The organism is Bradyrhizobium septentrionale (assembly GCF_011516645.4).
In the GTDB taxonomy this organism is placed as follows: domain Bacteria; phylum Pseudomonadota; class Alphaproteobacteria; order Rhizobiales; family Xanthobacteraceae; genus Bradyrhizobium; species Bradyrhizobium septentrionale.
In genome coordinates this window covers 726,324-751,517 of sequence record NZ_CP088285.1, presented here as the reverse complement: position 1 = coordinate 751,517, position 25,194 = coordinate 726,324, and the positions used below count along the sequence as shown (strand labels likewise).

General features: G+C 60.0%; 23 protein-coding genes and 4 pseudogenes. 14 read left to right on the top strand and 13 right to left on the bottom strand.

Annotated features, from left to right (window positions below):
- Positions 1 to 25: 25 nt before the first annotated feature.
- From HAP48_RS05505 to HAP48_RS05470, 8 genes are all read right to left on the bottom strand, one after another.
- Entirely contained in the window at positions 26 to 988 is a 963-nt protein-coding gene (locus HAP48_RS05505) for a PLP-dependent aminotransferase family protein (protein ID WP_224496922.1), read from the bottom strand.
- Between the two features lie 73 nt (positions 989 to 1,061).
- On the bottom strand, positions 1,062 to 2,405 hold the full coding sequence (locus HAP48_RS05500) for an IS1380-like element ISBdi2 family transposase (RefSeq protein WP_166204320.1): 1,344 nt from the start codon (positions 2,403 to 2,405) through the stop codon (positions 1,062 to 1,064).
- A gap of 93 nt (positions 2,406 to 2,498) precedes the next feature.
- Positions 2,499 to 2,954, bottom strand: coding sequence for a hypothetical protein (locus HAP48_RS05495; protein ID WP_166214501.1), 456 nt, complete (start codon positions 2,952 to 2,954; stop codon positions 2,499 to 2,501).
- A 76-nt stretch (positions 2,955 to 3,030) separates the two neighbouring features.
- Complete coding sequence (locus HAP48_RS05490) at positions 3,031 to 3,825, bottom strand: amino acid ABC transporter ATP-binding protein (RefSeq protein WP_051346800.1); 795 nt, start codon at positions 3,823 to 3,825, stop codon at positions 3,031 to 3,033.
- Positions 3,822 to 4,955: an amino acid ABC transporter permease gene (locus HAP48_RS05485; protein WP_029084901.1), complete on the bottom strand. Its 1,134-nt coding sequence runs from the start codon at positions 4,953 to 4,955 to the stop codon at positions 3,822 to 3,824. Before HAP48_RS05485 ends, HAP48_RS05490 begins: the two co-directional genes overlap by 4 nt.
- The gene (locus tag HAP48_RS05480; protein ID WP_165125865.1) at positions 4,955 to 6,151 is read right to left on the bottom strand and encodes an ABC transporter permease subunit; all 1,197 of its coding nucleotides are present in this window, start codon (positions 6,149 to 6,151) and stop codon (positions 4,955 to 4,957) included. Before HAP48_RS05480 ends, HAP48_RS05485 begins: the two co-directional genes overlap by 1 nt.
- 56 nt (positions 6,152 to 6,207) lie before the next feature.
- Positions 6,208 to 6,459, bottom strand: a complete 252-nt coding sequence (locus HAP48_RS05475; protein ID WP_224496921.1) for a hypothetical protein — start codon at positions 6,457 to 6,459, stop codon at positions 6,208 to 6,210.
- On the bottom strand, positions 6,443 to 7,237 hold the full coding sequence (locus HAP48_RS05470) for a transporter substrate-binding domain-containing protein (RefSeq protein ID WP_224496920.1): 795 nt from the start codon (positions 7,235 to 7,237) through the stop codon (positions 6,443 to 6,445). Before HAP48_RS05470 ends, HAP48_RS05475 begins: the two co-directional genes overlap by 17 nt.
- Before the next feature lie 348 nt (positions 7,238 to 7,585).
- Here HAP48_RS05470 and HAP48_RS05465 point away from each other — a divergent pair.
- Positions 7,586 to 7,990: pseudogene (locus tag HAP48_RS05465) on the top strand (LysR family transcriptional regulator); the annotation flags it as partial.
- A gap of 47 nt (positions 7,991 to 8,037) precedes the next feature.
- On the opposite strand, the gene HAP48_RS05460 reads toward HAP48_RS05465, so the two are convergent.
- Positions 8,038 to 9,372, bottom strand: coding sequence for an IS1182 family transposase (locus HAP48_RS05460; RefSeq protein WP_166202952.1), 1,335 nt, complete (start codon positions 9,370 to 9,372; stop codon positions 8,038 to 8,040).
- A gap of 6 nt (positions 9,373 to 9,378) precedes the next feature.
- Between HAP48_RS05460 and HAP48_RS05455 the strand changes: the two genes are divergently transcribed.
- On the top strand, positions 9,379 to 9,984 hold the full coding sequence (locus HAP48_RS05455) for a LysR substrate-binding domain-containing protein (RefSeq protein WP_224496919.1): 606 nt from the start codon (positions 9,379 to 9,381) through the stop codon (positions 9,982 to 9,984).
- Between the two features lie 165 nt (positions 9,985 to 10,149).
- Positions 10,150 to 10,272 (top strand): transposase, encoded by a 123-nt coding sequence (locus HAP48_RS05450; protein WP_051346802.1) that lies wholly within the window; start codon positions 10,150 to 10,152, stop codon positions 10,270 to 10,272.
- A 596-nt stretch (positions 10,273 to 10,868) separates the two neighbouring features.
- Here HAP48_RS05450 and HAP48_RS05440 read toward each other — a convergent pair.
- Positions 10,869 to 11,255, bottom strand: a pseudogene (locus HAP48_RS05440) (transposase); the annotation flags it as partial.
- Positions 11,256 to 11,379: 124 nt separating this feature from the next.
- Positions 11,380 to 12,882, bottom strand: a complete 1,503-nt coding sequence (locus HAP48_RS05435) for a putative bifunctional diguanylate cyclase/phosphodiesterase (RefSeq protein WP_224496918.1) — start codon at positions 12,880 to 12,882, stop codon at positions 11,380 to 11,382.
- Positions 12,883 to 12,916: 34 nt separating this feature from the next.
- Here HAP48_RS05435 and HAP48_RS05430 point away from each other — a divergent pair, with 34 nt between their 5' ends.
- Complete coding sequence (locus HAP48_RS05430) at positions 12,917 to 13,180, top strand: hypothetical protein (RefSeq protein WP_166202924.1); 264 nt, start codon at positions 12,917 to 12,919, stop codon at positions 13,178 to 13,180.
- 94 nt (positions 13,181 to 13,274) lie between these two features.
- Here the strand turns inward: HAP48_RS05430 and HAP48_RS49925 are convergent, their stop codons facing one another.
- The gene (locus HAP48_RS49925; RefSeq protein WP_165129144.1) at positions 13,275 to 14,669 is read right to left on the bottom strand and encodes a GGDEF domain-containing protein; all 1,395 of its coding nucleotides are present in this window, start codon (positions 14,667 to 14,669) and stop codon (positions 13,275 to 13,277) included.
- Positions 14,670 to 15,694: 1,025 nt separating this feature from the next.
- Between HAP48_RS49925 and HAP48_RS05420 the strand changes: the two genes are divergently transcribed.
- From HAP48_RS05420 to HAP48_RS05410, 3 genes and pseudogenes are all read left to right on the top strand, one after another.
- Positions 15,695 to 16,951, top strand: coding sequence for an IS256 family transposase (locus HAP48_RS05420; protein ID WP_166214503.1), 1,257 nt, complete (start codon positions 15,695 to 15,697; stop codon positions 16,949 to 16,951).
- 238 nt (positions 16,952 to 17,189) lie between these two features.
- Positions 17,190 to 17,965: pseudogene (locus HAP48_RS05415) on the top strand (IS5 family transposase).
- A 138-nt stretch (positions 17,966 to 18,103) separates the two neighbouring features.
- Positions 18,104 to 19,449 (top strand): annotated as a pseudogene (locus HAP48_RS05410) (IS1380 family transposase).
- Positions 19,450 to 19,647: 198 nt separating this feature from the next.
- Here the strand turns inward: HAP48_RS05410 and HAP48_RS05405 are convergent.
- Positions 19,648 to 19,845, bottom strand: coding sequence for a hypothetical protein (locus HAP48_RS05405; RefSeq protein ID WP_166214504.1), 198 nt, complete (start codon positions 19,843 to 19,845; stop codon positions 19,648 to 19,650).
- Positions 19,846 to 20,172: 327 nt separating this feature from the next.
- Between HAP48_RS05405 and HAP48_RS05400 the strand changes: the two genes are divergently transcribed.
- From HAP48_RS05400 to HAP48_RS05365, 7 genes are all read left to right on the top strand, one after another.
- Positions 20,173 to 20,610 carry a hypothetical protein gene (locus HAP48_RS05400; protein ID WP_166214505.1) on the top strand — a complete coding sequence of 146 codons (438 nt, stop codon included), beginning with the start codon at positions 20,173 to 20,175 and terminating at the stop codon, positions 20,608 to 20,610.
- Positions 20,611 to 20,825: 215 nt separating this feature from the next.
- Positions 20,826 to 21,836, top strand: a complete 1,011-nt coding sequence (locus tag HAP48_RS05395) for a hypothetical protein (RefSeq protein WP_029084990.1) — start codon at positions 20,826 to 20,828, stop codon at positions 21,834 to 21,836.
- A 39-nt stretch (positions 21,837 to 21,875) separates the two neighbouring features.
- Positions 21,876 to 22,178, top strand: a complete 303-nt coding sequence (locus HAP48_RS05390) for a hypothetical protein (RefSeq protein WP_166214506.1) — start codon at positions 21,876 to 21,878, stop codon at positions 22,176 to 22,178.
- A 181-nt stretch (positions 22,179 to 22,359) separates the two neighbouring features.
- Complete coding sequence (locus HAP48_RS05385; protein WP_029084988.1) at positions 22,360 to 22,782, top strand: site-specific integrase; 423 nt, start codon at positions 22,360 to 22,362, stop codon at positions 22,780 to 22,782.
- Between the two features lie 362 nt (positions 22,783 to 23,144).
- Positions 23,145 to 23,330: a hypothetical protein gene (locus HAP48_RS05375; RefSeq protein WP_029084986.1), complete on the top strand. Its 186-nt coding sequence runs from the start codon at positions 23,145 to 23,147 to the stop codon at positions 23,328 to 23,330.
- Between the two features lie 187 nt (positions 23,331 to 23,517).
- Entirely contained in the window at positions 23,518 to 23,796 is a 279-nt protein-coding gene (locus HAP48_RS05370) for a hypothetical protein (RefSeq protein WP_029084985.1), read from the top strand.
- Between the two features lie 151 nt (positions 23,797 to 23,947).
- Positions 23,948 to 25,102 (top strand): DUF927 domain-containing protein, encoded by a 1,155-nt coding sequence (locus tag HAP48_RS05365; RefSeq protein ID WP_166202926.1) that lies wholly within the window; start codon positions 23,948 to 23,950, stop codon positions 25,100 to 25,102.
- The last annotated feature ends 92 nt before the right edge of the window (positions 25,103 to 25,194 follow it).

Genomic DNA, 25,194 nt, shown 5'->3' with positions numbered 1-25,194 from the left:
CCGGGATAGCGGTCAGCGCACTGTGTCAGTCGATGAAGGAAGGAACGGGGTGAGTGGCGGCGAGCTGCCGCAGCGTCTCGAGACGCGCCCGATCCAGCGGGGCGCCTGGTCCGGCGGCAAAGATCAATGCCAGCTCTTGGCCGATCTGCGAAAAATCATCCATGCCGAGGCCGCGAATCGTCAGGCCCACGGTTCCGAGACGGAAGGCCGTGCGTGGTTTTCCTGAGCGGTCAGGCGCCCGCATGGCATTTCCCAGGATGCCATACTCGCCGAGCTTCGCGACCAGTTCCGCTTGCGTCCAGAGCTCGCCGGTAAACGCCATGACCATGTGCGAGTCGGTGCCGCCGGTGTATAGGACCACCCCGCCCTCTTCGAGGCCCGCCGCCAGAGCCTTCGCATTCGCAAGGACGTTACGCATGAGTTCGGCGAAGGCCGGGCGGGTGATCATCTCCATCTGAACGGCCCTGGCGGCGATCAGATTCGCCGCTGCCGGCCCCTGCAGGCCAGGGAATATCGCGGCGTCGATTTCGGCGCCGAAGCGATTCTTGGCGAAGACGAATGCGCCATTCCGCGGTCCGCAGAGCGTCTTCTGCGTCGAGGTCGTCGAAACGTCCGAAAAAGGAACCGGATTAGCGTGCAGGCCGGCCGCAATCAGCCCCGCCACGTGCGCGATGTCAGTGAACAGGAGCGCGCCCACTTCATCGGCGATGGCGCGCAAGGCCGCAAAGTCGATTTCCCGAGGATAGGACGATGGACCGGCAATCAGGATATGCGGTCGCGTCTTGCGCGCCATGTCCCGAGCGTGATCGAGGTCCACCATGCCAGACGGCGTGACGCCGAAGGATGTGACCTCGCGATTAGAGCCGGTGATATGACGCATTGCCCCATGGCTAACCCGTCCTATTCGTGAGAGTGCTTTTTTTAGTCCGATTGATGTGGCCGCACATCTGCTCTGACGAGGCGCGCGGGATTGCCTTCGGCTTTTCACCGCCTGACCGACCCGTACTTTGCAACGCGCTTGAGGTGTAGGTTGGGCGAACGGGGGGCGGACGCCCCGCCGGTCAAGGACCGAGAGGCAGCAGCGCGCCTGGCAAGCCGCGGATCAGGTCGGCTTCGGGACATGCCGCGGCAAACGCAAGGCGAATGCGGCTCGTGGTCTCGACCACACGGGCAGCGAGTTTCAAGAGACGAAGACGCAGCGTCGCGAACTCGGCTGTGGCCAATTCCCGGGCTTTGGGAATCGCGTCGCGCACGGTCAGCATCAGCCAATAAGCGGCGGTGTGGAGAACGAGGCGGACTTGATTGGCGAGCGCCGAACGGCAGCTGGTGCGATCGGAGGCGAGCTGTGTCTTATGCAGCTTGATCAGATTCTCGGCTTGGCCGCGCGCGCAATACAGGCTGTCGTAGATCCACTCGGCCGAGCCGACATCGAGGCTGGTGACGACGAAACGGATGTCGAGGCCGAGCATCGTCGCCTCAATACGGGCGACGGTACGCCGTTCGCGATCCCAGGACTTTGCCTTGTGGCGCGTCTCGGTATAGCCACGCAGAACCGGCAGGTTCTCGATGGCGCGTCGCGTGCGGATGTCGTCGGCGGCCTCGTCGAGTTTTCTGGCGAGCGGCTTGGTGCCGGACAGACCGAAGATGTAGTCGATGCCGTTGGTCTCGCACCACGCCATTGCCTCCGGCCGGGCATAGTGCCCGTCGCCACGGAACGTAATTCGCGTGTTGTGCCACCGCGTCCGGATATGCCGGATCAGGCGGCGCAGGTGGGCACGCACCTCGACGCCGCCCGGCGTCTTGCCGGGCCGCAGCACGACCGCCACGGGCCGGCTCTTCTCCGTGTCGTAGACGTGGATCGGCAGGAAGCAGCGTTCGTCATAATGAGCGTTGAACAGCGAGAGCTGCTGATGGCCGTGGACGACATCGCAGGTATCATCGATGTCGAGCGTGACGGATGCCGGCTCGCGCGGGTAGCTATCCATCCATGCGTCGACCAAAGTGTAGGTCAGTCGGATCACGTCGCGCAGGCGCGGAGCATTCTCCAGCCGCGACAGCGTCGGTTGGGAACACAGATCGCGACCCGTGTCCGGCAGCCGTCCGCAGGCCAGCTTGAATGCGGGATCGGACCGCAGATGATCGAGGTCGTCGGCGTCCTCGTAGCCGCAGCAGATCGCGAACATGCGCGCGCGGAACATATCGACAAGGCTGTGCACGACCCGCGTCGGATCGCGCCGATCCGGGAACACCCGGGCCAAATTGTCGGCCAAGCCGAGACGCCGCTCGGCCATCGCCAGAAGCATCACGCCCCCGTTCGAGGTCAGCCGACCGCCATCGAAGGCAGCTGTGACTTTCTTGGCGTGAACGGCTGGAAACGAGAAGGGCAGAATCGTATCATCGGTCATGGCGGGCCTGGCGTTCGCGGTTGAGGTGATGGGGTTGGCTTTGCAACCGAATCCTACGCCGCATCAGCGCTTTACACCACGCTCGCCAGCCTCTCAGGCGCACTCTGACGAATAAGACGGGCTAACGTGGCCGCCCGCAAGCTCGTCGAACATCAGCAGCCGCGCCCCGTCCTCTCGAACAACCGCGCGCAACACCGCTACGTTGGCAATGGTCGAAGAGAGCGCCTGTACATTCGCGTATTCGGCGGCGAACACGGCTTTGGCCCGCTCGGTCGCGAGAACCTCGATCGCGTCAAGATGTTCGCAATTCGCGACAATTCTTCGGCCGGGTAAGCCAATTGCAGCGCGATTGACGAGATGGGTCCCCTCAATCTGCCGAAGTCCCAGCGGGCAATAGGACACGGAGGCGATCAGGTTCAGCGACCGCACCTCGAGCGCGCGGTCATCTCCAATTAGCTCAACGACATCGGCGCCGAGTTGTGCCGCATCGGCAGAGAAGATGCCTTGCCAGCCGCTGTCGTTCGGTTGGGTCGACAATCTCTTGTTCATCGCTCTCGTCATTATGTCACCTTTTCGGTTTGGTCAGTTAGGCTCGACGGGCACCGCCGCGAACATTTTTCGCGCACTAGTGCCGCAAGACACGGGACAGGAAGGTACGGGTTCTCTCGTGTGACGGACGGTCGAAAATCGCGCTCGGCGTCCCGATCTCGAGAATCCGACCGTAATCGATGTAGACGACCCGATCTGCGACCTCGCGAGCAAAGCCCATCTCATGAGTCACAATCATCATCGTCATGCCTTCTCTTGCAAGTTCTCGCATGACGTCGAGGACTTCTCCGACCATCTCGGGGTCGAGGGCGGATGTCGGTTCGTCGAACAGCATGATGTGGGGTTCCATCGCTAGCGATCGCGCAATCGCGACGCGCTGCTGCTGGCCGCCCGACAGTTGCCCGGGAAACTTGTGGGCATGATCGCGCAAGCCCACCCGCTCTAACAGACGCAAGCCTGTTGCACGGGCTTCGGCAGGCGTTTTCTTACGGACGCGAACGGGGGCGATCGCAACGTTGTCGATCGCGCTCATATGCGGAAAAAGGTTGAACTGCTGGAACACCATGCCCACCCCTTTGCGGATATTGGCGAGCTCCTTCTCTCCACCGATCTCCCGGTCGGCTTCAGTCGGCATGTCGAAGCCGTCAACCCGCAATCGGCCGCTTTGGTACATCTCCAGACCGTTGACACACCGGATGAGCGTGGATTTGCCTGATCCGCTCGCACCGATGATGACGACGACCTCGCCTCGCGCCACCTCAAGATCGACGTCCTTGAGTACATGGAATAAGCCAAAGGATTTGTTCAAACGCGAAAGGGTGACGATGCTGTCTGTCGACCCAACCGAAGGCTGCTGTTGGTTAGCGCTCATCGCGCCCCCCTTGCGAGATAGGCTTCGAGCCGGCGCGAGGCGTAGGTGATCGTCGCACCGACGGTGAAATAAACCGCGAGCAGGAAGACGTAGATCTCGTAGATCCGTCCGCTGTTCTGCGGATCGGCAAGGATCATCTGACCGGCGCGTAGAAAATCTGTAAGGCCGATGATGAAGACCAGCGTGGCTCCGTTAAAAATGTCCAGAACCTGACCGACCAGCGCAGGAACAACCACGCGTAAGGCTTGTGGAAGGACAATGTCGACGTTGATGGTCCAGGTGCTCATCCCAAGCGAATTAGCCGCTTCGACCTGACCTTTGGGAAGTGCCTGCAGTCCACTGCGAACGTACTCCGCGACATAGGCGGCGTAGAACAGCGCAAAACCCGCCATGCCACGAAGAAGGCTTGGAACTGACGTGTTCGGCGCGAGAAGTGGAACCACGATCCAGATCCAGTAGACTACGAGGATCAGGGGGACGGACCGCATGATCTCGATATAGGCCGTGCAGATCACGCGCAGGCTCGCGATACGGCTCTGACGGCCGAATGCGAGGAGGATGCCAAAAGGTAGCGTCAGAACCGAAGTTGTGAGCGTCAGGATGACGCTCAGCAGCAACCCGCCCCACGTCTCCAGCCCCGGAGGCGAAAAGACGAAGAAGATCGCCGCTAAACCGAGCAACATTGCCGGCGCAGCCAGTCGCCGCGCTCGAACGGACAGGGAGACCGCTTGCCACACGCCGACGCCGATCCAGGCACTGGCCGTGATGAGCGCCCCATGCGCGGCTCCCACGCTGAAGGAAGCAATAATTCCGGCGGCGGCGCCTAGAATGGCGAGAACCGCCAGAAGACGTCGCGGCGGCTGCATGGAGAGACCGAGACCAGCGCCGAGCATCGCGGAAAGCACGGTCACGGAGAACCATGCGCGCCATAGTTGGTCAACAGGATAGATGCCGACCATCAGCACCCGCATGCTGCCGGTCAGCACATGCCAGCGGGCATCGACGAGCACCCATTTTGCGAAAGCGTAGATGACCCATGCCGAGATCGGGATAACGAAGACAGATAGCACCGCGTCGAACGGTTTGGCGAAGAGGTTGCGGTGAACCCACCGCAGCGCGACGACGTTCATCACGAGCCTCCTCGCGCGTTCGCTCGCGCATTGATCAAGTTCATGCAGGCACTGATGATCCAGCTCAAGACGAGATAGGTCAGCATCACGATGATGACGCCTTCCAGATTGCGCCCGGTCTGGTTTGAGACCGTGCCGGAGACGTTGAAGAGGTCCGGATACCCGATCGCGATGCCAAGAGAGGTATCCTTGGTCAGGCTGATGTAGCGATTGGCGAACGAGGGCAGGACAACCCGGAAGACCTGTGGAAGGATGATGTCGCGCAGCGTGTGCGACCTGGACAGGCCGAGCGCCGCGGAGGCTTCCCATTGCCCCTTCGGCAGCGCATCAATCGCGCCACGAACGATTTCCGCGACATAGGCCGAGCTATTCACCACGATGGCGAGAAGGATCGCGGTCATTTCCGGCGTCAGCACCGTTCCGCCGTTCGCTCCGAAACGCGTCGCGACCGGCAGGTCGAGGGCAAGTGGAAAGCCAACGATGATGGATCCGGTCACAGCTGCGGCCGAAGCGGCACACAGCGCGGCCTTCGTGGCTCTATGACCTACGAACAGCGCTGCGAACGCGGCCCCAAAGCCGCAAACAAGTAGGCTCCACGAAACGGGAGAGGCAACGTCCGAAACGGCGATTCCCGGCAGGAAAACTCCAGAGCGGCTCGCGATCAGGCCGCCAAACCAGCTGGAAGCGGCGTCGGCTGGTGGAAAGCGGAGGACCACCGCGAAATACCAAAACACGATCTGAATGAGCAGCGGCGTGTTGCGTACGCACTCCACCAGCCCGAAAGAGAGATTTCGGACGAGCCAGTTCGTCGACAGGCGGCCGATCCCGACGATGGTCCCGAATGCGGTGCTGAGAAGAATGGCGGAGAGTGTCACCTTGAGCGTGTTGCCCAAGCCAGCGAGAAGAGCCTGCGCATTGGTGTCCGTGGAGGAAAACGGCCTGAGGATGGGGCGCAGGCCTTCGAAGGCTATCACGACGCCCTCACTGAGACTGATCCCCGCCGAATTCCAGAGATAGCCGAAGGAAAACTGGATGCCCTTCTGCGCAAGCGCGTGACGGACGGAACACCCGAACCAGACAACCAGAGCGACCGCGACGCCGACGATTGCGGCCTGCTGCAGATAGCGCCTGGTCAGCAGCAGAAGCCGATGACGAGGTGGACCGGAGAAGGGTATGTCCGTCGTTTGGATCGACATGGGGTTGGCATCCCTTGGACAGGCGCAAGCCCGAAGGCTTGCGCCTGAGGCCTGACTCAATTCCAGGGGGGCGAGTATTCGGCTCCGCCCTTCGTCCAGGACGCGTTGGGGGTGCCGGCGCGGTCGATGAAATAGGGCGTCGTTGGTCCGAGATTTCGGTCGTAGATTTCGCCGTAGTTGCCGACCGCCTTCACCATCGTCGCGATGAAATCGTCGGCCACTCCGAAGTCCTTTCCGAAGCCGCCCTTCACACCGAGGAACTTCTGGATGAAGGGATTCTCGTCCTTCAGTTTATCGGCGATATTCACCGACGTAATGTCCCAATTCTGCCTGGAAAAGGGCGTACGTCATCCAGCGCAGCAGGTTGCGCCACCTGGAATTGTTGGCGGCCACGAAGCCGGCAAACGGCGACTTATCGAGGGTCTCCGGCAGAATCACGTAGTCGGCCGGCTTGGCCGAATTTCCTCGCCATGCAGCGAGCGCGGACTTGTCTGTTGACATCGCATTACAACGCCCACCTTCGAGCGCGCCAAACAGCTTCTCTAGGTTCTCAAAAGTGAGGACCTTCGTGTTTTTGAAGCCACGTTGTCTGATGGTTCCGGCGAGCGTGCTTTCGGTACCGGAGCCCTGGGTCGTGCAGATCGTCGCGCCGTCTAGCTCCGCTACCGACTTCACGCCGGAGGCAACCTTCACCATGACGCCGGTGCCGTCGTAGAAACTGATCGGCAGGAAATCGATACCGATGGCTGACTCGCGCACCGGCTTGACCGTGGTGTGTGCGAAGACGACGTCGACCTGGCCGGTCTGTAGAGCGTTGAACCGACTCTTGTCGGTCACGACTACGAAGTTGACCTTCGCGGCGTCGCCGAGCACAGCGGCCGCCATCGCCCGACAAAAATCCACGTCGAGGCCTTCCATCTTGCCAGTCTTCGTATTGAGGTAGCCGAAGCCCGGCGCGGTGTTGTCCGTACCGCAGTTCAGGATGCCGCGTTGCTTGACTGTGTCCAGCACGGCGGCCGAAGCAGCGCTCACCCAAAGGCTTGCAGCCGCGGTTAGCCCAGCGGCAAGAAGTTTCCCGTATTTCATGACGCAATTCCCCTGCTATTCGTTAGGTCATCGATCGAACCCGGCAACGAAATCGCGCCCTATCTCCTGCCGGATGGGTTTGTTCCCGCATGGAACCATGCGAAAATTTTCTTCCACGAAAGTTGCGAATTCGAGATCGCCGTGGTTCCTCGAGCTCGGTCCGCTACCGTCGCCTCACGGAAGCTTCAGCCTGATAGCCAAATTCCGTCGTGATCAAGGGGAAAGGGGCGCCCCTCTCACAATGAGCAGGCTAGGCGCAACTATGAATACAGGTCTACTTAATTAACATTGACATATACGTTAGAGAAATTGCATGATTAAGGACTGAGCAAAACCCGAGTTCACCGCATGGACTTTGCCCGCCTGCGCACACTTCGCGAGCTGTCACTGCGAAAAACAATGGCATCGGTGGCCGACGCCTTGTTTATCTCGCCCTCCGCTGTCTCTCAGCAGATTGCTTTGCTCGAGGACGAAGTTGGGATTGAGCTTGTCGAGCGCCGCGGGCGAGGCGTCCGCCTGACTCCCGCAGGCGAGCGCCTCACCGAACATGCAGGAAGGGTGATCGGCATCCTGGAGGAAGCCAAGACCGACCTGGCGGAACTCAAGCGCACCGTTGCGGGAGAGCTGCGCGTTTCGGCTTTTCCATCGGTGGCAGCGTCATTGATTCCTCGGACGATGCGGGCCATGGCCAATCGCTTTCCAGACCTTGCGACGACCTTCGACGAACTTGAGCCAATGGACGGCCTAGGAGCCCGTCCAGATATGTTTTCGTGACGGGCATTTGTTGTAGAGTAGCAGGCTCAGGCTGCGTTTGCGAGGTTGAACAGCTTGAGGAGGTTATGGACGGTGCAGATCATTGTCCACTCGGCGCGCACTTTCTCGATGCCCCGCAACAGGAACTGGCGGAAGCCTCTTGCCTGTTTGATCTGCCCGAACACCGGCTCCACCACTTGCTTTCGCAATCGGTAGGGTGTTTCGAAGCCGCCATCGTCGATCTTCTTTCGCATGGCCTGTGTCAGCGGGCCGCCGACTTTTCCGTTCGCTACTGTCGGGTGTTTGGCGCGTCCGGGCGCGACATAGCCATCGATGCTGCGTGTGTCGAGCGCTTCGAGATTGGCTTCGCTGCAGTAGCCGGAATCCGCTGAGGCCTGCCGCGGCTTGCGGCCAAGATTGCTCTCGATGGCCTCGATCAGGGGCACCAACTGGCCCTGATCGCTGCCGTGCTGGGTCAGTTCTTGCGCGACAATGATCTGGGCATGTGCATCGACGGCCGCCTGGGCATTATAGGCCTGAACGAAGCCATCCTTCGACTTCATGATGCGGCTTTCCGGATCGGTGAAGTTGCGTTGCGCCTTGGGATTGGGTTCCTCCGATGGCAGCGCCGCCGGTTTGCCCGGCTTCTTGCGGCCTTCGGCCTGGCGCTGCTGTTCCTTTTCGGCCTCGATGCGGCGCTCTTCCTCCGCCGCCAGTTTGGCGTCCGCTTCCAGCGCCGCCATCGCTTGCTGGATCTTCGCCAGCCGTTTCTGCTTGTCGACGGTCCAGTCCGGCAGTTCGTCGCTGTTGCCGAAAGTCTCATCCTCCGAGGCATCCGCCGCCTCGGCGGCCGCCAGCATGCGAGCGACCTCGGCCTTCAATTCCGCCTCGCGCTTCTTCATGCGCTCATAACTCATCGCCTTGTGTTTCGACGCGTTCGCCTTGATCTTCGTACCATCCAGCGCGACATGACCGAGCTTGACCAGCCCGGCCGTCTCGCACAACTTCAGAACCTGCACGAATAGCGCGCCGAGCGCCTTCAAATGTCGCTTGCGAAAGTCGCTGATCGTCCGAAAATCCGGCGCATCCAGCGCCACGATCATCACAAAATCGTTCCGCTCCCGGCAGGCCTTGGCAATCCGACGCGACGAATACAGCCCACTCGCATAGCTATGCAGCAGCAGCGCCACCATCATCCGCGGATCAAACGGCGGCTGCCCAAGCCCGCTCACATAGCTGCCCATGATCTCCCTGAGATCGAGGCTCTCCCGCACCAGATCAACCATAAACCGCGAGACATGGCCTTTCGGCACGAAGTCCTGCACATTCGGCGGCAGAAGCAGCGTCTGATCGATGTTCCAAGGCCGAAAATACTTGCTCATCGCCCAATGTTGAATCAGACCCGACCAGATTTGAACAGCGACTATCCAGACAAGCTCCTAGCCGCTCTCCGCGCCTGGCAGACGGACGTCGCCATCGTGGATGATTTGACGACCGCGCCAGGAATTCCCGAGGCGACGGTTGAAATGCTTCATCTGCTCGATGACAGCCTCCACGTCCTACTTCCCGAAGGCCACCCGCTCGCGGATCGCCCGTATGCCACCTTGCGTGAACTGAGCGAAGAGAAATGGGCGCTCGACACGGCCTCGATCACCTATTCCAATGTCATTGTCAAAGCCTGTAGGGACACTGGCTTCGATCCCGTCATTAATGGGCACTGTCACGGCTTCGAAGTGGTGCGCGCCTTGATCGAGGCCGGATGCTCGATTTCGATCATTCCAGGCCTTCGGGGCCGCGACTACGTTGGAAAGCTCTGTCTGAAGGAGATCAGGCCGACCATCGCGCGAAAAATTTTCGTGGCGTACCGGCGTGGCGAGAAGCGCAACCCCGCAATAGCCGCCTGCATTTCAGAGCTTCAGACGGTTGTCAGCTCGCTTCCGTCAGCGAGTTGGCTCGTTTCCGCAGATCGAGTCGTTCAGACACTCGCAGACTAGGCAGGCTGCGTAAATTGTCGGCCGATCTCGCGTCGAGATAGATCCGCTCTTGGCGCATGAAAACCTCCTTTAAGGACGGAAGATAGCTCCGGCGGACGGAATCGGACGCCTATTGGCGTCCTGATCATCCGCGAATGTGAGATTCGTGTTCGCCAAAGCCGACTCTTGAAACTCGCTGCCCGTGTCGTCGAGACCACGAGCCGCATTCGCCTTGCGTTTGCCGCGGCCTGTCCCGAAGCCGACCTGATCCGCGGCTTGCCAGGCGCGCTGCTGCCGCTCGGTCCTTGACCGGCGGGGCGTGCGCCCCCCGTTCGCCCAACCTACACCTCAAGCGCGTTGCGAAGTACCGGTCGTCGGGCGGTGAAAAGCCGAAGGCAATCCCGCGCGCCTCGTCAGAGCCGATGTGCGGCCACATCAAGCGGACTAAAAAAGCACTCTCACGAATAGGACGGGCTAGCGAGACTGACCACCTTGCCCCCCGAGAGGCTCAATTCTCAAGGGTGCGAGCAAAGAGTATCGCGGAGAAGGACTGCACCGCACCTACCTGGATTGGTGGCAGCCGAATCCCACCATTGGTCTATGCTGGTCCTTCAGGACTTGCAGATTTAGGAGAGATTAGGAGAGACGAGAATGGCTAAACGCGCACGCATTCGCTACGTCAGAGCGGCGAGGATTCTTGCCGCGAATCAGGAGCGAAGATGACGAAGAGGAGTCGCCGGACGCATTCTCCGGCACCGCTTATTGGCTGATGCTGACCGTGCGCGACGCGATTCCCAAAGTCCGGGAATTGGCCACTGCCGAGTTCGCGACGCTGCGTCTTCGGCTTCATTCACGGCAAGGTGGCTTTGGCGGCCGTGAAGGGGGAGAAGACGTTGGCCGAGCTGGCGCAACTGTTTGATGTCCATCCGAACCAGTCTGTCGCCGAGCCGCTTGCGCCAATGGCTCAGGTCCGAGCGCTCGTGCGGGAATGCGTGCTGGAAGAACTCTTCGCCAGTGAAGTACTGGAAATACGGGTCGTAGACCCAGCGTTCGCATACCCCCTCATCGGACAGCCCGTAAATGCGCTTGAGCAACAACAGCCCGATCACGAAGCGGGTCTCAATCCCCGGCCGGCCGTTCTCGCTGTAGAGCGGCGCGATCTCGCCGTCGATCCAGTCCCAATCGATCTTGCCGGTGAGCCGGACCAGCTCGTGCTTCAGATTGATGATCTGGTCGAGCCGCGCCCGGAAAAGATCGTTCGCTCCCGTCGTTTTGTGCTTCTTCGGCCGCATCGTGCCCTCCGATGCGGACAGGGAATCATGCTTCGCCCGTCGAGGAATCTCGAAAACGAAATTGCAAGCTTCCGATGCACAAAACACCAAAACCTTGCAATCTCAGAACGTCATTCCAGCCAAATTACGATTCCAGATCAGTCGCCTGGAAGCTTCTTAACGGGCGACTAAGCAGCGCGGGGATACCGGCGGCCGGGACGGCATCACTGAACAGATAACCTTGTCCTTCTGCGCAACCATTGGCCACCAGATAGGCCAGCTGGCCTGCGTCTTCGACACCCTCGGCCGTGGCCGTCAAACCAAATCCATTTGCAAGGCCAAGGATAGCACGAACGATCACCTGGCTGTCGGTACTGTCGTCGAGATGCGACACGAAGCTGCGGTCTATCTTGATCTTGTCGAGACGAAACGAAAGCAGCTGGCTAAGCGTAGCATAACCCGTACCGAAATCATCGAGCGCGATGCGGACGCCGGCTTGACGGAGTTCATCCATCACGGTCTTCGCAACCCCGGTCTTTTCCACGAACGCGCTCTCCGTAATTTCAATCTCCAGGCGGCTCGGACTGACCCCGGTTTGCCCAAGGATCGATAGAATGCGCTGTCCAAGCGCGGGGTCACGCAACTGAATCGGCGAAATATTGAAGGCAAGCGTAAACATCTCCGGCCACACATTGGCATCAAAACAGGCGCGGCGAAAAAGCTGATCGCCAAGCGCGTTGATGAGGCCAGTTTCTTCTGCAATCGGAATAAACACGTCGGGCGGAATATGCCCAAAAGTCCGGTTTTCCCAACGCGCCAGGGCCTCGAACCCGATGATGCAATTACTTTTGAGCGAAACGAACGGCTGGTAGTGCGGCTCGATAATATCGGCCGTTATCGCGCTGCGAAGCTCTCGCTCGATCTGGATGCGCCGCTCGACATGCATGTCCATCTCTGGTTCGAAAAAGCGAACACACGACCTGCCATCGCCTTGTGCGCGATAAAGTGCACGTTCTGCGCGCCTGACCAATTCGTGGAGATTGACGCCGTCAATCGGAGCGATGGCGATGCCAATTCCAACACCAAGCTCGGCTGACCCCGTCTCGATCGCGAAAGTGTCGCCGGCGGACGCCACAATACGGCGCGCCAGATTGGTGGGATCCTCAAAGGAGCTAATGTCTGGCATGACAATCCCGAATTCGTCGCCTCCAATCCTCGCCAGGACGCCATCCGTGCGCAAGACGTCGGCGAGCCTGTTGGCAAATTCGCAAAGCGCCTTGTCCCCCGCTGCGTGGCCATGCGCGTCCTTGATTCTCTTGAAGCCCCTAAGGCCAAGCATCAGAACGGCCACCTGGTGGGTGTCGCCGGCGAGGCCAAGGCACGCATCAAGTTTTTCATCAAACAGGCGACGGTTAGGCAGGCCGGTCAATGGATCATGTCGCGCCAGATCGCGCGCTTCTGCTTCTGCAATGGTTCGTGCTTTGGTTTCTCGGGCGAGATCTCGATAGCGGCGAACACTAAAGATTGTCAGCGCAACGCTCAGAAAGAATGCGACAAACATCATGAATACGATGGCGTCGAGTGCCGAATCCGCATAGCCCCGTCCCAGCTGAAACAAACGAGGGCCAAGCTCATAAACATGCGCCAAGATCGAAGCAAGAACGACGCCCCCAAAGAGAGCGATGAAATCCCTTGTGGCAGAACTACGCCAATCGAACCAATCGGCGCGCAATACGCGCGATCGTGGATTTGACAAACTCATCACAGTCGAACCTTCGCTGACGCCGGTTATTCCAGCAAGCTCTTACAAGTGGCATAAATGCACACTTAACACCAGGTTTTGTGCGGCGCGCCTGCTCAACCAGCTTCAGCGCGAACCTTGCGACCGCGAAGCCATTGTCCGGCTCGCGGCGTTGATGGATAAAGAGACTCGCTCGACCGCGTAAAGCAAGATGCGATCTACGTGGTTCGCCGCCGCGATTCCCGGTCACGACCATGTTGCTCGTGCAGCCTTAGGCTAAGCGCGCGAATGAACGAAGCCTACGCGGCAATCACACGATTGCGACCTTCATGTTTTGCGCGATAGAGCCGCTGATCTGCGACGTTCAGCAATCCGTCAAGCGTGTCTCCATCGCGCCCGAGCTCCGACACCCCAACACTGATGGTGACGCAGACCGACGGTCGGGCTTCGACGTCGAATGCAGTGCCTTCAATCGTCGATCGTAGGCGCTCGGCTACCGCGCAAGCCGTGTCGAGCGTCGCTCCCGGCAGCAAGACCATGAATTCTTCACCGCCCACGCGCGCGACAGAGTCATAAGGGCGAATTGCCTCCAGACACTTTCGCACAAATGCGCGGAGCACCTCATCGCCGACGCTGTGACCACGTGAGTCATTGATATCCTTGAAATGGTCGAGATCGAGCGACAGCAGAGATAATGGAGCACCGGTTCGTTTGGCCCGCGCGATCTCGGCGCCGATATGCTCGAGGAAGTGTCGCCGATTTCCGGCGCCGGTCAGTGGGTCGGTGGCGGCAAGACGCTCTAACATTTGATTGCTCACTTGAACTTGTTGTAGTGCCCTTTGAGTGTCGGCCATCGACTCGGCCAGGCGGGCCATCATTTCTTCCTGGCTATAGATTGTCGAGAAGGATTGCGTCGTTCGGAGCGCCTGGACAACGCCATAGCTGAGCAGGAAGAACCCGCCCGCAAAGATCGCGTGGGCGAGCCACCACATATGATTCCACGGCGCCGCCAGAATGAATGCGAGCGACGATAGCGCAAACCACCCGACCGAAATGCCGAAAACGAGCATGAGCGGCGAGTGAATCCGTCGCATGAACATGACCGCGACGTTCAGCGCGCTGAACACCATTGCGCCGCCCTCCATGGACAAGCGTACCGCGGGGTGTCCCGCATAGGGGGAGTAGGCGATCAAGGCGACGGCTATATCCATCGTCAGGAATAAGCCGATCCAGATCAGCCATGCGCGCGGATCCGAACGCTTGTCTGACGGCTGGTTGTAGCAGAGCAGCCCAACGAAGAGCAGAATCGACATCGCGAGACGCGACGCTGGCCCATAGAGCAGAAACAGCCAAATATTGCGGTGTGCCATCTCGGTGAAGGCGCCGTGCGGCGAATAGACCAGCACGAAGCCGAGAAAACCCAGCGTCAACCAACGCAACAGAGGTTCGCCTGAAGACCGGTAGCAACGCCACGTCACATAGGTGACGAACAGCCCTTCGAGGGTGGCGACGGCAATCGCGAATTCATGAAACAGGTGATTCTCGAATTTTAGCGTGGGATCCTGCTGGAAATACAGATAGGCAATGAACTGGGCGGGCATAAGGGCAAAGGCGATGAGGAGAAGGCTCATATACGCCTGTGTCACCAGCCGGAGCGCGTTGCTCGGTTCGTGTACCGCAAGATTGGTGCTCATATGCATATACCGCCTCCCATGATGACGTGCGGTCGTTTCATAGCCTCTTGGGGTCCCGAGGGATACTCTGTCCCAGAGCACCTTCGGTCCTTGTGTACTACCCAGATGAAGGAACCAGGATGCGTCGCGGCCGGAAGGCCATTTAACAATTCGGCGCCCGCGATCACCGCTGCACGGGAGTGGACGGAGGCATGAGCTTGAGCTTTCCGTCCATCTGGGGCACCCCGTCGAGCAGGCGGCGGCGCCGACAGGGTCGGCCTTGTCGTTCAGCAGATTATTCCGGCTCCTGCCGCGAGTTGTCACGGTCTGCGAGGCGCTCGAAAACGCCCATCGAAAGACAAGGAAATCACGATCCCGTTGAGGAAAGGAGTCTGCGTATTACCGTACTCAACCGTCTGCCTGCCGCCCGCCGGTAGTGCCGCCGCCACAATCGGTCCGTTACTGGTTCGGCTCCGAGTCAACACGCGTAATGAGCAAAATCGTAAGCGTCAGCCCGCTTTGATTGACGAGGTTCTCGTAGGCCATCTGCGATCTCCTTCGTATGGGATGTCCCCGTACTGCGCGACCGGGGCCGTTAGGTTACCTAAGCTTGTTGAGTTAGCCGCCTGCCAAACCTTGTAGGTTCCCTAACGCAACCTGTGAGATTGGCTTGCGGCAAGGAGGAATTACTCGATCCGTCCCGGATGACGGACGAAGAGATGTCCGACGGACAAAGTAATCGCTGGTCCAGCTCTATCGGGCGCGCGGCCAGCAGCGTCGCCCATGTCCGGAGCCTCTCCTGACGCGGCGTGTCCGCCCCAAGTGTAAATAAGCCCCAGAATGCGCCCCCGGGGCGACGTGAGGCCACCTATTGATCTGGTTCGTGACTTTGGAAGATAGCGGGAGGCCGATCGGCGCCGATCCGGACCCCATCGTGAACGAATTTCGGGGATGTCCCGGGTTCTGTTGAATTTCTGAAGAGGTCGGCGTTGCCCACCTTAAGCCGGTAGGCTCGGGGTGCTGATTCCACAAAGGAGAGCAACGCCATGACGAGAGATATCACACCGGCTGGTTGGCCGGCGACCGGGGCGGTGGACGAAGCGTTTGCGGAAGTGCGGGCGAGCTTCGATCGGTTCTGCCTTGCAGCAGGGATCGAGGCGCTCGGCACGATGATGGAGGCGGATGTGACGGCGGCCTGCGGGCCGCGCCACGGTCGCGATGCGGCGCGGCGGGCGCACCGTTGGGGCCGAACGCAGGGACGGATCGGTTTCCACGGCGGCAAGATCGAGGTCGAGCGCCCGCGGGTCCGGGGCGTGGATGGCGGCGAGGTCACGATCCCGAGCTGGGAAACGGCGGCGCAGGAGGACTGGCTCGGTCGCTGGGCGATGAACCTGATGCTGATCAATGTATCGACGCGCCGGTTCGGCCGCGCTGTCCGGCTGCCCGAAGGTCACGTGCCGGCACCGCCCGGACCGGGGGTTTCGAAGTCGGCGGCCTCGCGGAGGTTCGTAGCGCTGTCGGCGGCGCGGCTGGCTGACTTCATGGCTGCCGATCTGTCCGCGCTCGACCTTCTGGTGGTCCAAATCGACGGGCTGCATCTCGGCGACGATCTCGTGCTGGTCGCCGCGATCGGGGTTGACGGCGAAGGCAACAAGCATCCGCTGGCGCTGGTGGAAGGGGCGACCCAGAATGCCGCAACGGTTCAGGCCCTGCTGGACAACCTGGTCTCGCGCGGGCTCGACCCGACGGTGCCAACACTGTTCATCGCCGACGGCGCGAAAGCGTTGTCGAAGGCGATCCGCCGCACCTTCGGTTCGGCCGCTGCGATCCAGCGCTGCCAGATCCACAAGGCGCGCAACATCATGGAACGCCTGCCGAAAGATCGGGTGCTGCGCCAGGCCTGGGAGCTCGATGACGCCGACAAGGCTGAAAAATTGATCCGCAATCTCGCGCGTCGACTCGACCAGCAATGCCCCGGCGTAGCGGCCAGCATCCTCGAAGGCCTCGACGAAATCCTGACTGTCGTCCGGTTGAAGCTGCCGAAGGAGCTTCGTCGATCGCTCGCTTGTACCAACATCGCCGAGAACATGATGGGCACCATTCGCCGCGTCACGCGCAACGCCGAACGCTGGCGGGATGCCGGTATGGCGTTGCGATGGGGCGCGGCCGGCATGATCGAGGCCAACAAGGGCTTCCGACGATTGAAGGCGCATAAGCAATTGTCGGTTCTGCGTGCGGCCCTTCAAGCTCACCACGATCGCATGACGATCAAGCTCGTTGCCCACGTCTCGAGGGCCGCGTAACATTCATTCCGGCAACGTCGGCCCGACGTAGTTCAACACCAATCGGGACATCCCCGACCTATCCCGCTTGCTCTCGCAATTCCGGGTGCTACACCTGCAGCCAAGCTGTTACATTGGGTGTGTCAAGATTGTCTGGATCCACGCTACCTCACGTCCACAGGTCAACTAGGTGGTGTGGACTCTAAGGATTCCCTTTTAGGAGCAAATCAGATTCAAGGCTGCTTTTGGGGAGGCCGCCTTGGGTGTGATGGACCGTTTGGTATTGAGCGACGCGGCGTGGGAGCGGATAGCGCCGCTGATCATAGGGCGCCCCGATCAGAAGGGCTCCACCGGGCGCGACAACCGGATGTTCGTGGAAGGTGTGCTGTGGATCGTGCGTACGGGGTCTCCCTGGCGCGATCTTCCGGAGGTGTTTGGGGACTGGAACAGCGTGTTCCGGCGCTTCAGTCGATGGAGCATCAAGGGTGTTTGGTGGCGGATCTTCGAGGCGATGTCCGATGATCCGGACTTCGAATATCTGATCGTCGATTCCACCATTGTTCGGGCGCATCAGCACGCCGCCGGCGCCAAAAAGGGGGGTCTGAAGATCAAGCGGAAGATCAAGCGATCGGCCGCTCGCGCGGCGGCCTGAGCACCAAGATACATATGGCCGTTCGAGGCTTGGGATGTCCGGTGCGGTTCACGCTTACCGCAGGTCAGAAGGGCGATGCACCGCAAGCCGCCGCATTGATCGAAGGCTTATCCGCCGAGGTCGTCATGGCCGATACGGCCTATGACGCCGATCACTTGCGCCAAGCCATCGCCGCCAAAGGCGCGCTCGCCGTGATCCCCAACAACCCGTCACGGGCGCTCAAATATCCACTCGACAAGCATTTCTATGCCCAGCGTCATCTCGTCGAATGCTGCTTCTCAAAGCTCAAGCAGTTCCGCCGCGTTGCAACCCGCTTCGAAAAGACCGCCCGAAATTACCTGGCCGTCGTCACTCTCGCAGCCATCGTCTTATGGATGCGATAAGTGTCCACACCACCTAGCCCGTCTTATTCGTCAGAGGGCGCCTGAGAGGCTGGCGAGCGTGGTGTAAAGCGCTGATGCGGCGTAGGATTCGGTTGCAAAGCCACCCCATCACCTTCAGCCGCGAACACCACGCCCGCCATGACCGATGATACGATTCTGCCCTTCTCGTTTCCAGCCGTTCACGCCAGGAAAGTCACAGCTGCCTTCGATGGCGGTCGGCTGACCTCGAACGGGGGCGTGATGCTTCTGGCGATGGCCGAGCGGCGTCTCGGCTTGGCCGACAATTTGGCCCGGGTGTTCCCGGATCGGCGCGATCCGACGCGGGTCGTGCACAGCCTTGTCGATATGTTCCGCGCGCGCATGTTCGCGATCTGCTGCGGCTACGAGGACGCCGACGACCTCGATCATCTGCGGTCCGATCCCGCATTCAAGCTGGCCTGCGGACGGCTGCCGGACACGGGTCGCGATCTGTGTTCCCAACCGACGCTGTCGCGGCTGGAGAATGCTCCGCGCCTGCGCGACGTGATCCGACTGACCTACACTTTGGTCGACGCATGGATGGATAGCTACCCGCGCGAGCCGGCATCCGTCACGCTCGACATCGATGATACCTGCGATGTCGTCCACGGCCATCAGCAGCTCTCGCTGTTCAACGCTCATTATGACGAACGCTGCTTCCTGCCGATCCACGTCTACGACACGGAGAAGAGCCGGCCCGTGGCGGTCGTGCTGCGGCCCGGCAAGACGCCGGGCGGCGTCGAGGTGCGTGCCCATCTGCGCCGCCTGATCCGGCATATCCGGACGCGGTGGCACAACACGCGAATTACGTTCCGTGGCGACGGGCGCACTATGCTCGGCCGGAGGCCATGACGTGGTGCGAGACCAACGGCATCGACTACATCTTCGGTCTGTCCGGCACCAAGCCGCTCGCCAGAAAACTCGACGAGGCCGCCGACGACATCCGCACGCGACGCGCCATCGAGAACCTGCCGGTTCTGCGTGGCTATACCGAGACGCGCCACAAGGCAAAGTCCTGGGATCGCGAACGACGCACCGTCGCCCGTATTGAGGCGACAATGCTCGGCCTCGACATCCGCTTCGTCGTCACCAGCCTCGATGTCGGCTCGGCCGAGTGGATCTACGACAGCCTGTATTGCGCGCGCGGCCAAGCCGAGAATCTGATCAAGCTGCATAAGACACAGCTCGCCTCCGATCGCACCAGCTGCCGTTCGGCGCTCGCCAATCAAGTCCGCCTCGTTCTCCACACCGCCGCTTATTGGCTGATGCTGACCGTGCGCGACGCGATTCCCAAAGCCCGGGAATTGGCCACAGCCGAGTTCGCGACGCTGCGTCTTCGGCTCTTGAAACTCGCTGCCCGTGTCGTCGAGACCACGAGCCGCATTCGCCTTGCGTTTGCCGCGGCATGTCCCGAAGCCGACCTGATCCGCGGCTTGCCAGGCGCGCTGCTGCCGCTCGGTCCTTGACCGGCGGGGCGTCCGCCCCCCGTTCGCCCAACCTACACCTCAAGCGCGTTGCAAAGTACGGGTCGTCAGGCGGTGAAAAGCCGAAGGCAATCCCGCGCGCCTCGTCAGAGCAGATGTGCGGCCACATCAAGCGGACTAAAAAAAGCACTCTCACGAATAGGACGGGCTAGCTTGCCCGCGCTTAAATCCCACCAGAAATTACCGGTGCTCCGCAGGCATTTTTCCCGCCACCTCGGCAACCAGATGTTCCCGCGCCTTAAGCAGGTCCTCCAAGGCAACCGGCTCGGCGGGCAACCCTCCACTGACTGGCTCGCTTTTCGAAACCGCTATTGCTGCCGCGCGGCGGAAGATGATTTCGCGGTTATCCAACTCGCCGAATGGTCCCACCGCAATCACGGCCGACTCGTACCAAGAGGCTCTCGCTTTCTTGGCCCAACTCTTTAAGAGCGAGGATGCGGACTTCGGCGGACACCGAGATCGTGTGCTTGTCTTCGATAGACCCGGCGTGCTTCCAAAGCTTTCGCAGGGCGCGCAGAACCTTATACCTGTGGCGTTTGACAGGGAGGTTGAGCGATACGACATTCGGCGAGCCTTCGCCCTTGTCGACCAGAATCTGGAATTTCGCTCGAAGATAAGGCCAGTCTTGAGTTAGCGTATATCGAAGCCTTGTCTCCTGGTTTGGGCTCTCGCGAGAAATCCTGCATTCCGAACCTGGAAAAGTATATGGAGGCCCATCCGGAGCTTTTCATTCAGGGCATCGTTTGGACCTATAAGCGGAAAGACGATGGCGAAGATCCACCGGAGTGGAAAGTTGCGCCGGAAAATGCCAAACATCTCGCCGAACGTGGATACAAGTTGCTGGATGCGCTTCAGGTTACGCCGGGACATAATGATCTCGGCGAGCTGAAAACAGATTTTCTCGCTAAGTGGGTCAAGACTGTCCGAGAGACCTGTTCGCAACTAGCTCGCGCGGAAATTGCCCACATCTGTCTTGGCAAGTTGCTAGCCCATGCTCCTGCTGACGACGAAGGCATCTGGCCATGTGAACCGGTGCGAGACGTTATGGAGGATATCCAATCCGAGAAAATCTCGCAGGGCGTGTGCACTGGTCTTTATAACTTACGGGAAGGGCGAGGGAGGACAAGAGCGGCAGCTGGCTGAACAAAATCGGAGATGGGGTCAGGCGCTGCAGTTCTCACATCCGTTTGTTTCTGGCTCGCTGCTTATGAATATGGTGAAGACCTGTGAGTACGAGGCCAATCAAGAGGATACCGAAGCTCAAATCAGGCGACGGCTGCGGTAGTTGAAGGGAATCGTCCGGCAGAACGGGAGTTCCAGTCCGTGATATTTTAGGAAATGCGACTCGGAGGGCATTAATGTTTGAGGACCTTATTAAGACCCTGAAGGGATTAGATGGGACGAAGATTTCCGTTCCGGTCTCTTCCGAGGGCGATGTTGACGGCTATTGGGACCGGCAATGCCCGGCCACAGAGTGCGAATTTCTTTTCAAGGTACATGAGAACGATTGGCGCGACATCGTTCGAGATGAAGCTGTATGGTGCCCATTCTGCGGTCGCGAGGCTGCGTCCGACTCGTGGTGGACACATGAGCAGATCGAAAAGGCGAAGGAAGCCGCTTTCGCGGAAGTCAAGCACCGCGTCAATTCCGCGATGGTTCGGGACGCTAAGCGGTTCAATCGAAAGCAGCCGCGCCGCTCTTTCATATCCATGTCGTTGCAAGTCGACGCGAAGCCAAAAGAAATTGTGCTTCCTGCTGCCGCGACAGACCCTATGCAGCTGAAGATCAAGTGTCCCCAGTATTCCTGCCGATATGCAGTGATTGGGTCCGCGTACTTCTGCCCCGCTTGCGGACACAATGCCGCCGACCTCGTCTTTACTCAATCTCTCGGCACGATACGTGCCACCCTCGACAATCTTTCTGCCATTGCCGCTAGTTTACCCGATCGTGATAGTGCAGAAAATACCCTCCGCATGCTTACCGAGGATTCACTGCAGCGCCTGGTGACCGCATTTCAGAGATTTGCGGAAGCCCTGTACGATAAGAAGCCAGGACAGCCCAAGTTGCGGCGCAATGTTTTCCAGAATTTGGAAGAAGGCAGCCGCCATTGGCAGAGCACGTTCGGAAACGGATATGACGTTTACTTGAGTCCAGAAGAGCTGGCGAAGCTGAACCGAGGGTTCCAGCAGCGTCACTTGCTTGCGCATCGCGAAGGCCTCGTGGATGCCGACTATGTCGCCAAGACGCGCGATACAAATTATCGAGAAGGCCAACGACTTGTGATCCGTGAAGCTGCCGTGCGTGAATGCTTGGCTTTGGTTGAAAAGCTCGGCGCGGGTCTCACGAGCGACGTCGCCACGGCCCCATAACTTTTGGGAGCTCGAGTGCCGGGACGAATAGGTGAAACCATGAAGCTGCTCTGGCAAAATGACCAGCCTTTGACCAAGAGCGCTGTCGCTCTTCCGCGTATGTCCGATCCAGGACCACGCAGACGAAGGGAACAGCCCGATGTGCTCGGCAAGCTCGACGGACGCTCGGCCCTGCGGACGATGCAACGGCTCAGGGAGATCAAGATTGACGTGCTGGTGGATTGCGCGCGGTGTGCCCCTCTGCACCAGCACTTTGTCTATGACTGCCGCAACGCTGCGTGCGTGAAAGAGTCAATCCACCGTGAATGCTACCACTGCAACGGGAACGGCATCGTCAACTGACAACAGTCCCGCCGGACAGCGGAACACACAGCCGATTATGGATCGTCCCTTTTGAGGCGGTGGCCTCGTGATTGTTTCTGCTTCTGGCTCGCACTCAACTTCGTCTGCCGGGCCTGCGCCTTCTCCGCGAGGGTTAGGCCGAGCGATTGTAAAGGGCGGGAAGGGGACAGCTGCCCGCACCATGGGATTGCTTGGTGGAATATTCAGCTATGGCGTCAAGGAAGGCTACCGCCCCGACAATCCCATCAACGGCGTTGTTCGACCCAAGGATGGAAACCGCAAATGGCGTCTCGACGAAGCAGGGTATCGTCGGTTGGGCAAGTGCCTGGCCGTCGCGGAGACGAACGGTCATCACTGGCAGCGTGTCATGGCGAGCAGTGTTGCAGCTCTGACCGGCTGCCGGCTAGATGAAATCGAAGGACTGCTAAAGACCGAGGTGGATAGCACCGGCATGGCCTTGCGTCTCGGGAACTCCAAGGAAGGCGAGAGCATCCGGCCGGTTGGCGCGGCGGTCATCAAAATTCTGACTGCCGCAGCTGCCAAATCGAGATCGAGATACGTCTTTCCGCCATCACGAACCACAAGAAGCATCACACGGGTCTGACGCGCTGGTTGCAGAAGGTATCAGCGGCGGAAGTGCATGGGATTACGTGCCACGGCCTCCGGCACTCCTTCAGTTCTACAGCAGAGGATCTAGGCTTCACCATCCCGACGATCAAGGGAATGGTGGGACACGCGGGGACAAGCGTAACCGAGGGCTACATTCACAAGATTGATTCGGCGATGTTGGCAGCCGCAGACAAGATTGCGCGCCATATCGACGGTACCATGACTGGGAGCAAACCGAAGGCCGTTCAGCAAAGAAGGGCCTGATCAGGAATCGGCGCGGCTAGGGTCGCTCCCAAAAAGCTGGTCCGCACCAGCCTGCCGCGTCGTCCATATGCGGAAGCACGAGCGGAAGTGCAGATGGCGGACTTTGTCCCGAAGGGGTTCTACGCGCTCGAAAGGGCCGTGTTGCTGATAGCGCGGGAATTGGACGAGCGCCTGTGGGATCACGCCAAGATGACCCTCGCAGAGATAAACGCCTATGAGAGGCTGGGGAAAGCACACACTACAAGGATCTTCGGGAAGCCCTCGAGGGGATCGAGCTAACTCTTCGCGACGGCAATACCGGCGAACTGCCCGACGACTCGATTGAACAGCGCTTCAATGCTTATCAGGAAAGCCAAAAATTAATTCGAGCGGCGCTGAATGCCGGTGAATTGCGGTCGTTCTGCAATTTGCCGAGACCGGACGGCGATACGACCAACCTGCCGAGGCTTGGGCGCAGGAAAACGCCATGAGCTGGTTCGACGATGGACTGGTTTTTGTGCCAACAGGAAAGACGCGCCGCATTCCGTTTGGTCCGTACATCCCCGGCCTGGCTGATGATGTCAATTTTCTTGAGGAGCCGGATGGCTTTTGGGCCGCCCTGTTGATCGACGCCGGCTCGTTCTCTGACTGGTATTACTCTGGCGCCGGACCGATGCCAATATTGAAGCTAGGGAGCGCGACAAGGGCGGTCGCCCACTCGAGTATGATTGGGATGCGGTCAAGGAATATGCCCTTGGCTTGGTGAGGCAACACGGTCTACCGGGTCGCACGAATAAGCGTTTGCCGAGCAAGAGTCAGCTCGGCGAGGCCGTTATGAACGAGTGGGCCAGGAAGGGCGTCGATTCGGCTGAGCCAACCGTTCGCCGCTACATCACGGCTTGGCTAACCATGACGAAATGGATAAGCCGGTGGTCCTGGTGGCCGGTCACTTCGATGTGCTGGCCGAAACGCGCGATCCGGATGGCACCAGTTGGGGCGTGTTGTTGCACTGGAAAGACCATGACGGACGCGACCATAAATTCGCACTGCCCCGTGCCACCTTGGCCGGAGACGGCTCAGAAGCCCGCCGCATCCTCATGGAGGGAGGCTTTTTCATCTCGCCAAGCCAGACGGCACGTAACCTGTTCAACTCTTTCCTCCTGCAGGTAAAGTCGCCTGACCGAGCTCGTGCTACCCAGCGCGTCGGCTGGCACGGCAATTCGTTCGTCATGCCGGACGATTGCTTCGGGGCCGATCAGCGTGACCTCTTGCTTTTGCAGAGTGCATCGGCGCACGAGAATGCTTTTCGGCAGACGGGGACCTTGGAGAGCTGGCAGCAGAGCGTGGCGCGCTATGCCGTTGGTAACAGCCGTCTGGTTTTAACTCTGTCAGCGGCATTCGCCGGTCCCCTGGTTGGCCCCTGCGCGGTTGAAGGAGGTGGCATCCACTTCAAGGGCGCATCGTCTACCGGCAAGAGCACGGCGCTGCACGTTGCTGGCAGCGTCTGGGGCGGCGGCGGTACGAACGGCTATATCAGATCTTGGCGCTCGACGGCGAACGGGCTCGAGGGCGTCTCAATGGCGCATTGCGACACGTTGCTTTGCTTGGACGAGCTTTCCCAGCTGGCGCCAAAAGACGCTGGCGAGGCGGCCTACATGCTCGCCAATGGCTCGGGCAAGTCGCGCAGCACGCGCGACGGCTCGGCCCGGAGAGCAGCTAAGTGGCGTGTCCTGTTCCTATCGTCGGGGGAGATCGGGCTCTCCGATAAGGTCGCTGAGGATGGACGCGGTAAGCGGTTAGCAGCCGGTCAGCAGATCAGAATCGTGGATGTGGCGGCCGATGCTGGCGCCGGCATGGGCATGTTCGAACAGCTGCACGAATTCGGTTCGGCTGATGCGCTTGCGGTCCATCTAAAGACTGCAACGCAACAGCATTACGGCGTCGCATCGCGACAGTACCTCGGCGCAATCGTTCCCGAGATCGACGAAATTCGAAGGACCGTCAAGGATGTAGTGAAAAGCTCTGTGACACCTACGTGCCACCCGGAGCTGACGGGCAGGTCGGTCGTGTAGCGCAGCGCTTTGGGCTCATTGCAGCTGGTGGCGAGAGAGCAACCCTATACGAGATACTGCCGTGGGCGCGAGGAGATGCCGTAAAGGCGGCG

What these genes read in the sequence shown, in the direction of transcription:
- HAP48_RS05480 (WP_165125865.1), bottom strand. Translation starts at nt 6,151, where the DNA reads ATGTCGATCCAAACGACGGACATACCCTTCTCCGGTCCACCTCGTCAT.
- HAP48_RS05460 (WP_166202952.1), bottom strand. Translation starts at nt 9,372, where the DNA reads ATGAGCAAGTATTTTCGGCCTTGGAACATCGATCAGACGCTGCTTCTG.
- HAP48_RS05370 (WP_029084985.1), top strand. Translation starts at nt 23,518, where the DNA reads ATGAGCTGGTTCGACGATGGACTGGTTTTTGTGCCAACAGGAAAGACG.
- HAP48_RS05385 (WP_029084988.1), top strand. Translation starts at nt 22,360, where the DNA reads ATGGGATTGCTTGGTGGAATATTCAGCTATGGCGTCAAGGAAGGCTAC.
- HAP48_RS05390 (WP_166214506.1), top strand. Translation starts at nt 21,876, where the DNA reads ATGAAGCTGCTCTGGCAAAATGACCAGCCTTTGACCAAGAGCGCTGTC.
- HAP48_RS05500 (WP_166204320.1), bottom strand. Translation starts at nt 2,405, where the DNA reads ATGACCGATGATACGATTCTGCCCTTCTCGTTTCCAGCCGTTCACGCC.
- HAP48_RS05400 (WP_166214505.1), top strand. Translation starts at nt 20,173, where the DNA reads ATGGAGGCCCATCCGGAGCTTTTCATTCAGGGCATCGTTTGGACCTAT.
- HAP48_RS05470 (WP_224496920.1), bottom strand. Translation starts at nt 7,237, where the DNA reads ATGAAATACGGGAAACTTCTTGCCGCTGGGCTAACCGCGGCTGCAAGC.
- HAP48_RS05375 (WP_029084986.1), top strand. Translation starts at nt 23,145, where the DNA reads ATGGCGGACTTTGTCCCGAAGGGGTTCTACGCGCTCGAAAGGGCCGTG.
- HAP48_RS05490 (WP_051346800.1), bottom strand. Translation starts at nt 3,825, where the DNA reads ATGAGCGCTAACCAACAGCAGCCTTCGGTTGGGTCGACAGACAGCATC.
- HAP48_RS05485 (WP_029084901.1), bottom strand. Translation starts at nt 4,955, where the DNA reads ATGAACGTCGTCGCGCTGCGGTGGGTTCACCGCAACCTCTTCGCCAAA.
- HAP48_RS05420 (WP_166214503.1), top strand. Translation starts at nt 15,695, where the DNA reads ATGACGAGAGATATCACACCGGCTGGTTGGCCGGCGACCGGGGCGGTG.
- HAP48_RS05430 (WP_166202924.1), top strand. Translation starts at nt 12,917, where the DNA reads ATGAAATCCCTTGTGGCAGAACTACGCCAATCGAACCAATCGGCGCGC.
- HAP48_RS05365 (WP_166202926.1), top strand. Translation starts at nt 23,948, where the DNA reads ATGGATAAGCCGGTGGTCCTGGTGGCCGGTCACTTCGATGTGCTGGCC.
- HAP48_RS49925 (WP_165129144.1), bottom strand. Translation starts at nt 14,669, where the DNA reads ATGAGCACCAATCTTGCGGTACACGAACCGAGCAACGCGCTCCGGCTG.
- HAP48_RS05395 (WP_029084990.1), top strand. Translation starts at nt 20,826, where the DNA reads ATGTTTGAGGACCTTATTAAGACCCTGAAGGGATTAGATGGGACGAAG.
- HAP48_RS05495 (WP_166214501.1), bottom strand. Translation starts at nt 2,954, where the DNA reads ATGAACAAGAGATTGTCGACCCAACCGAACGACAGCGGCTGGCAAGGC.
- HAP48_RS05455 (WP_224496919.1), top strand. Translation starts at nt 9,379, where the DNA reads ATGTTGAATCAGACCCGACCAGATTTGAACAGCGACTATCCAGACAAG.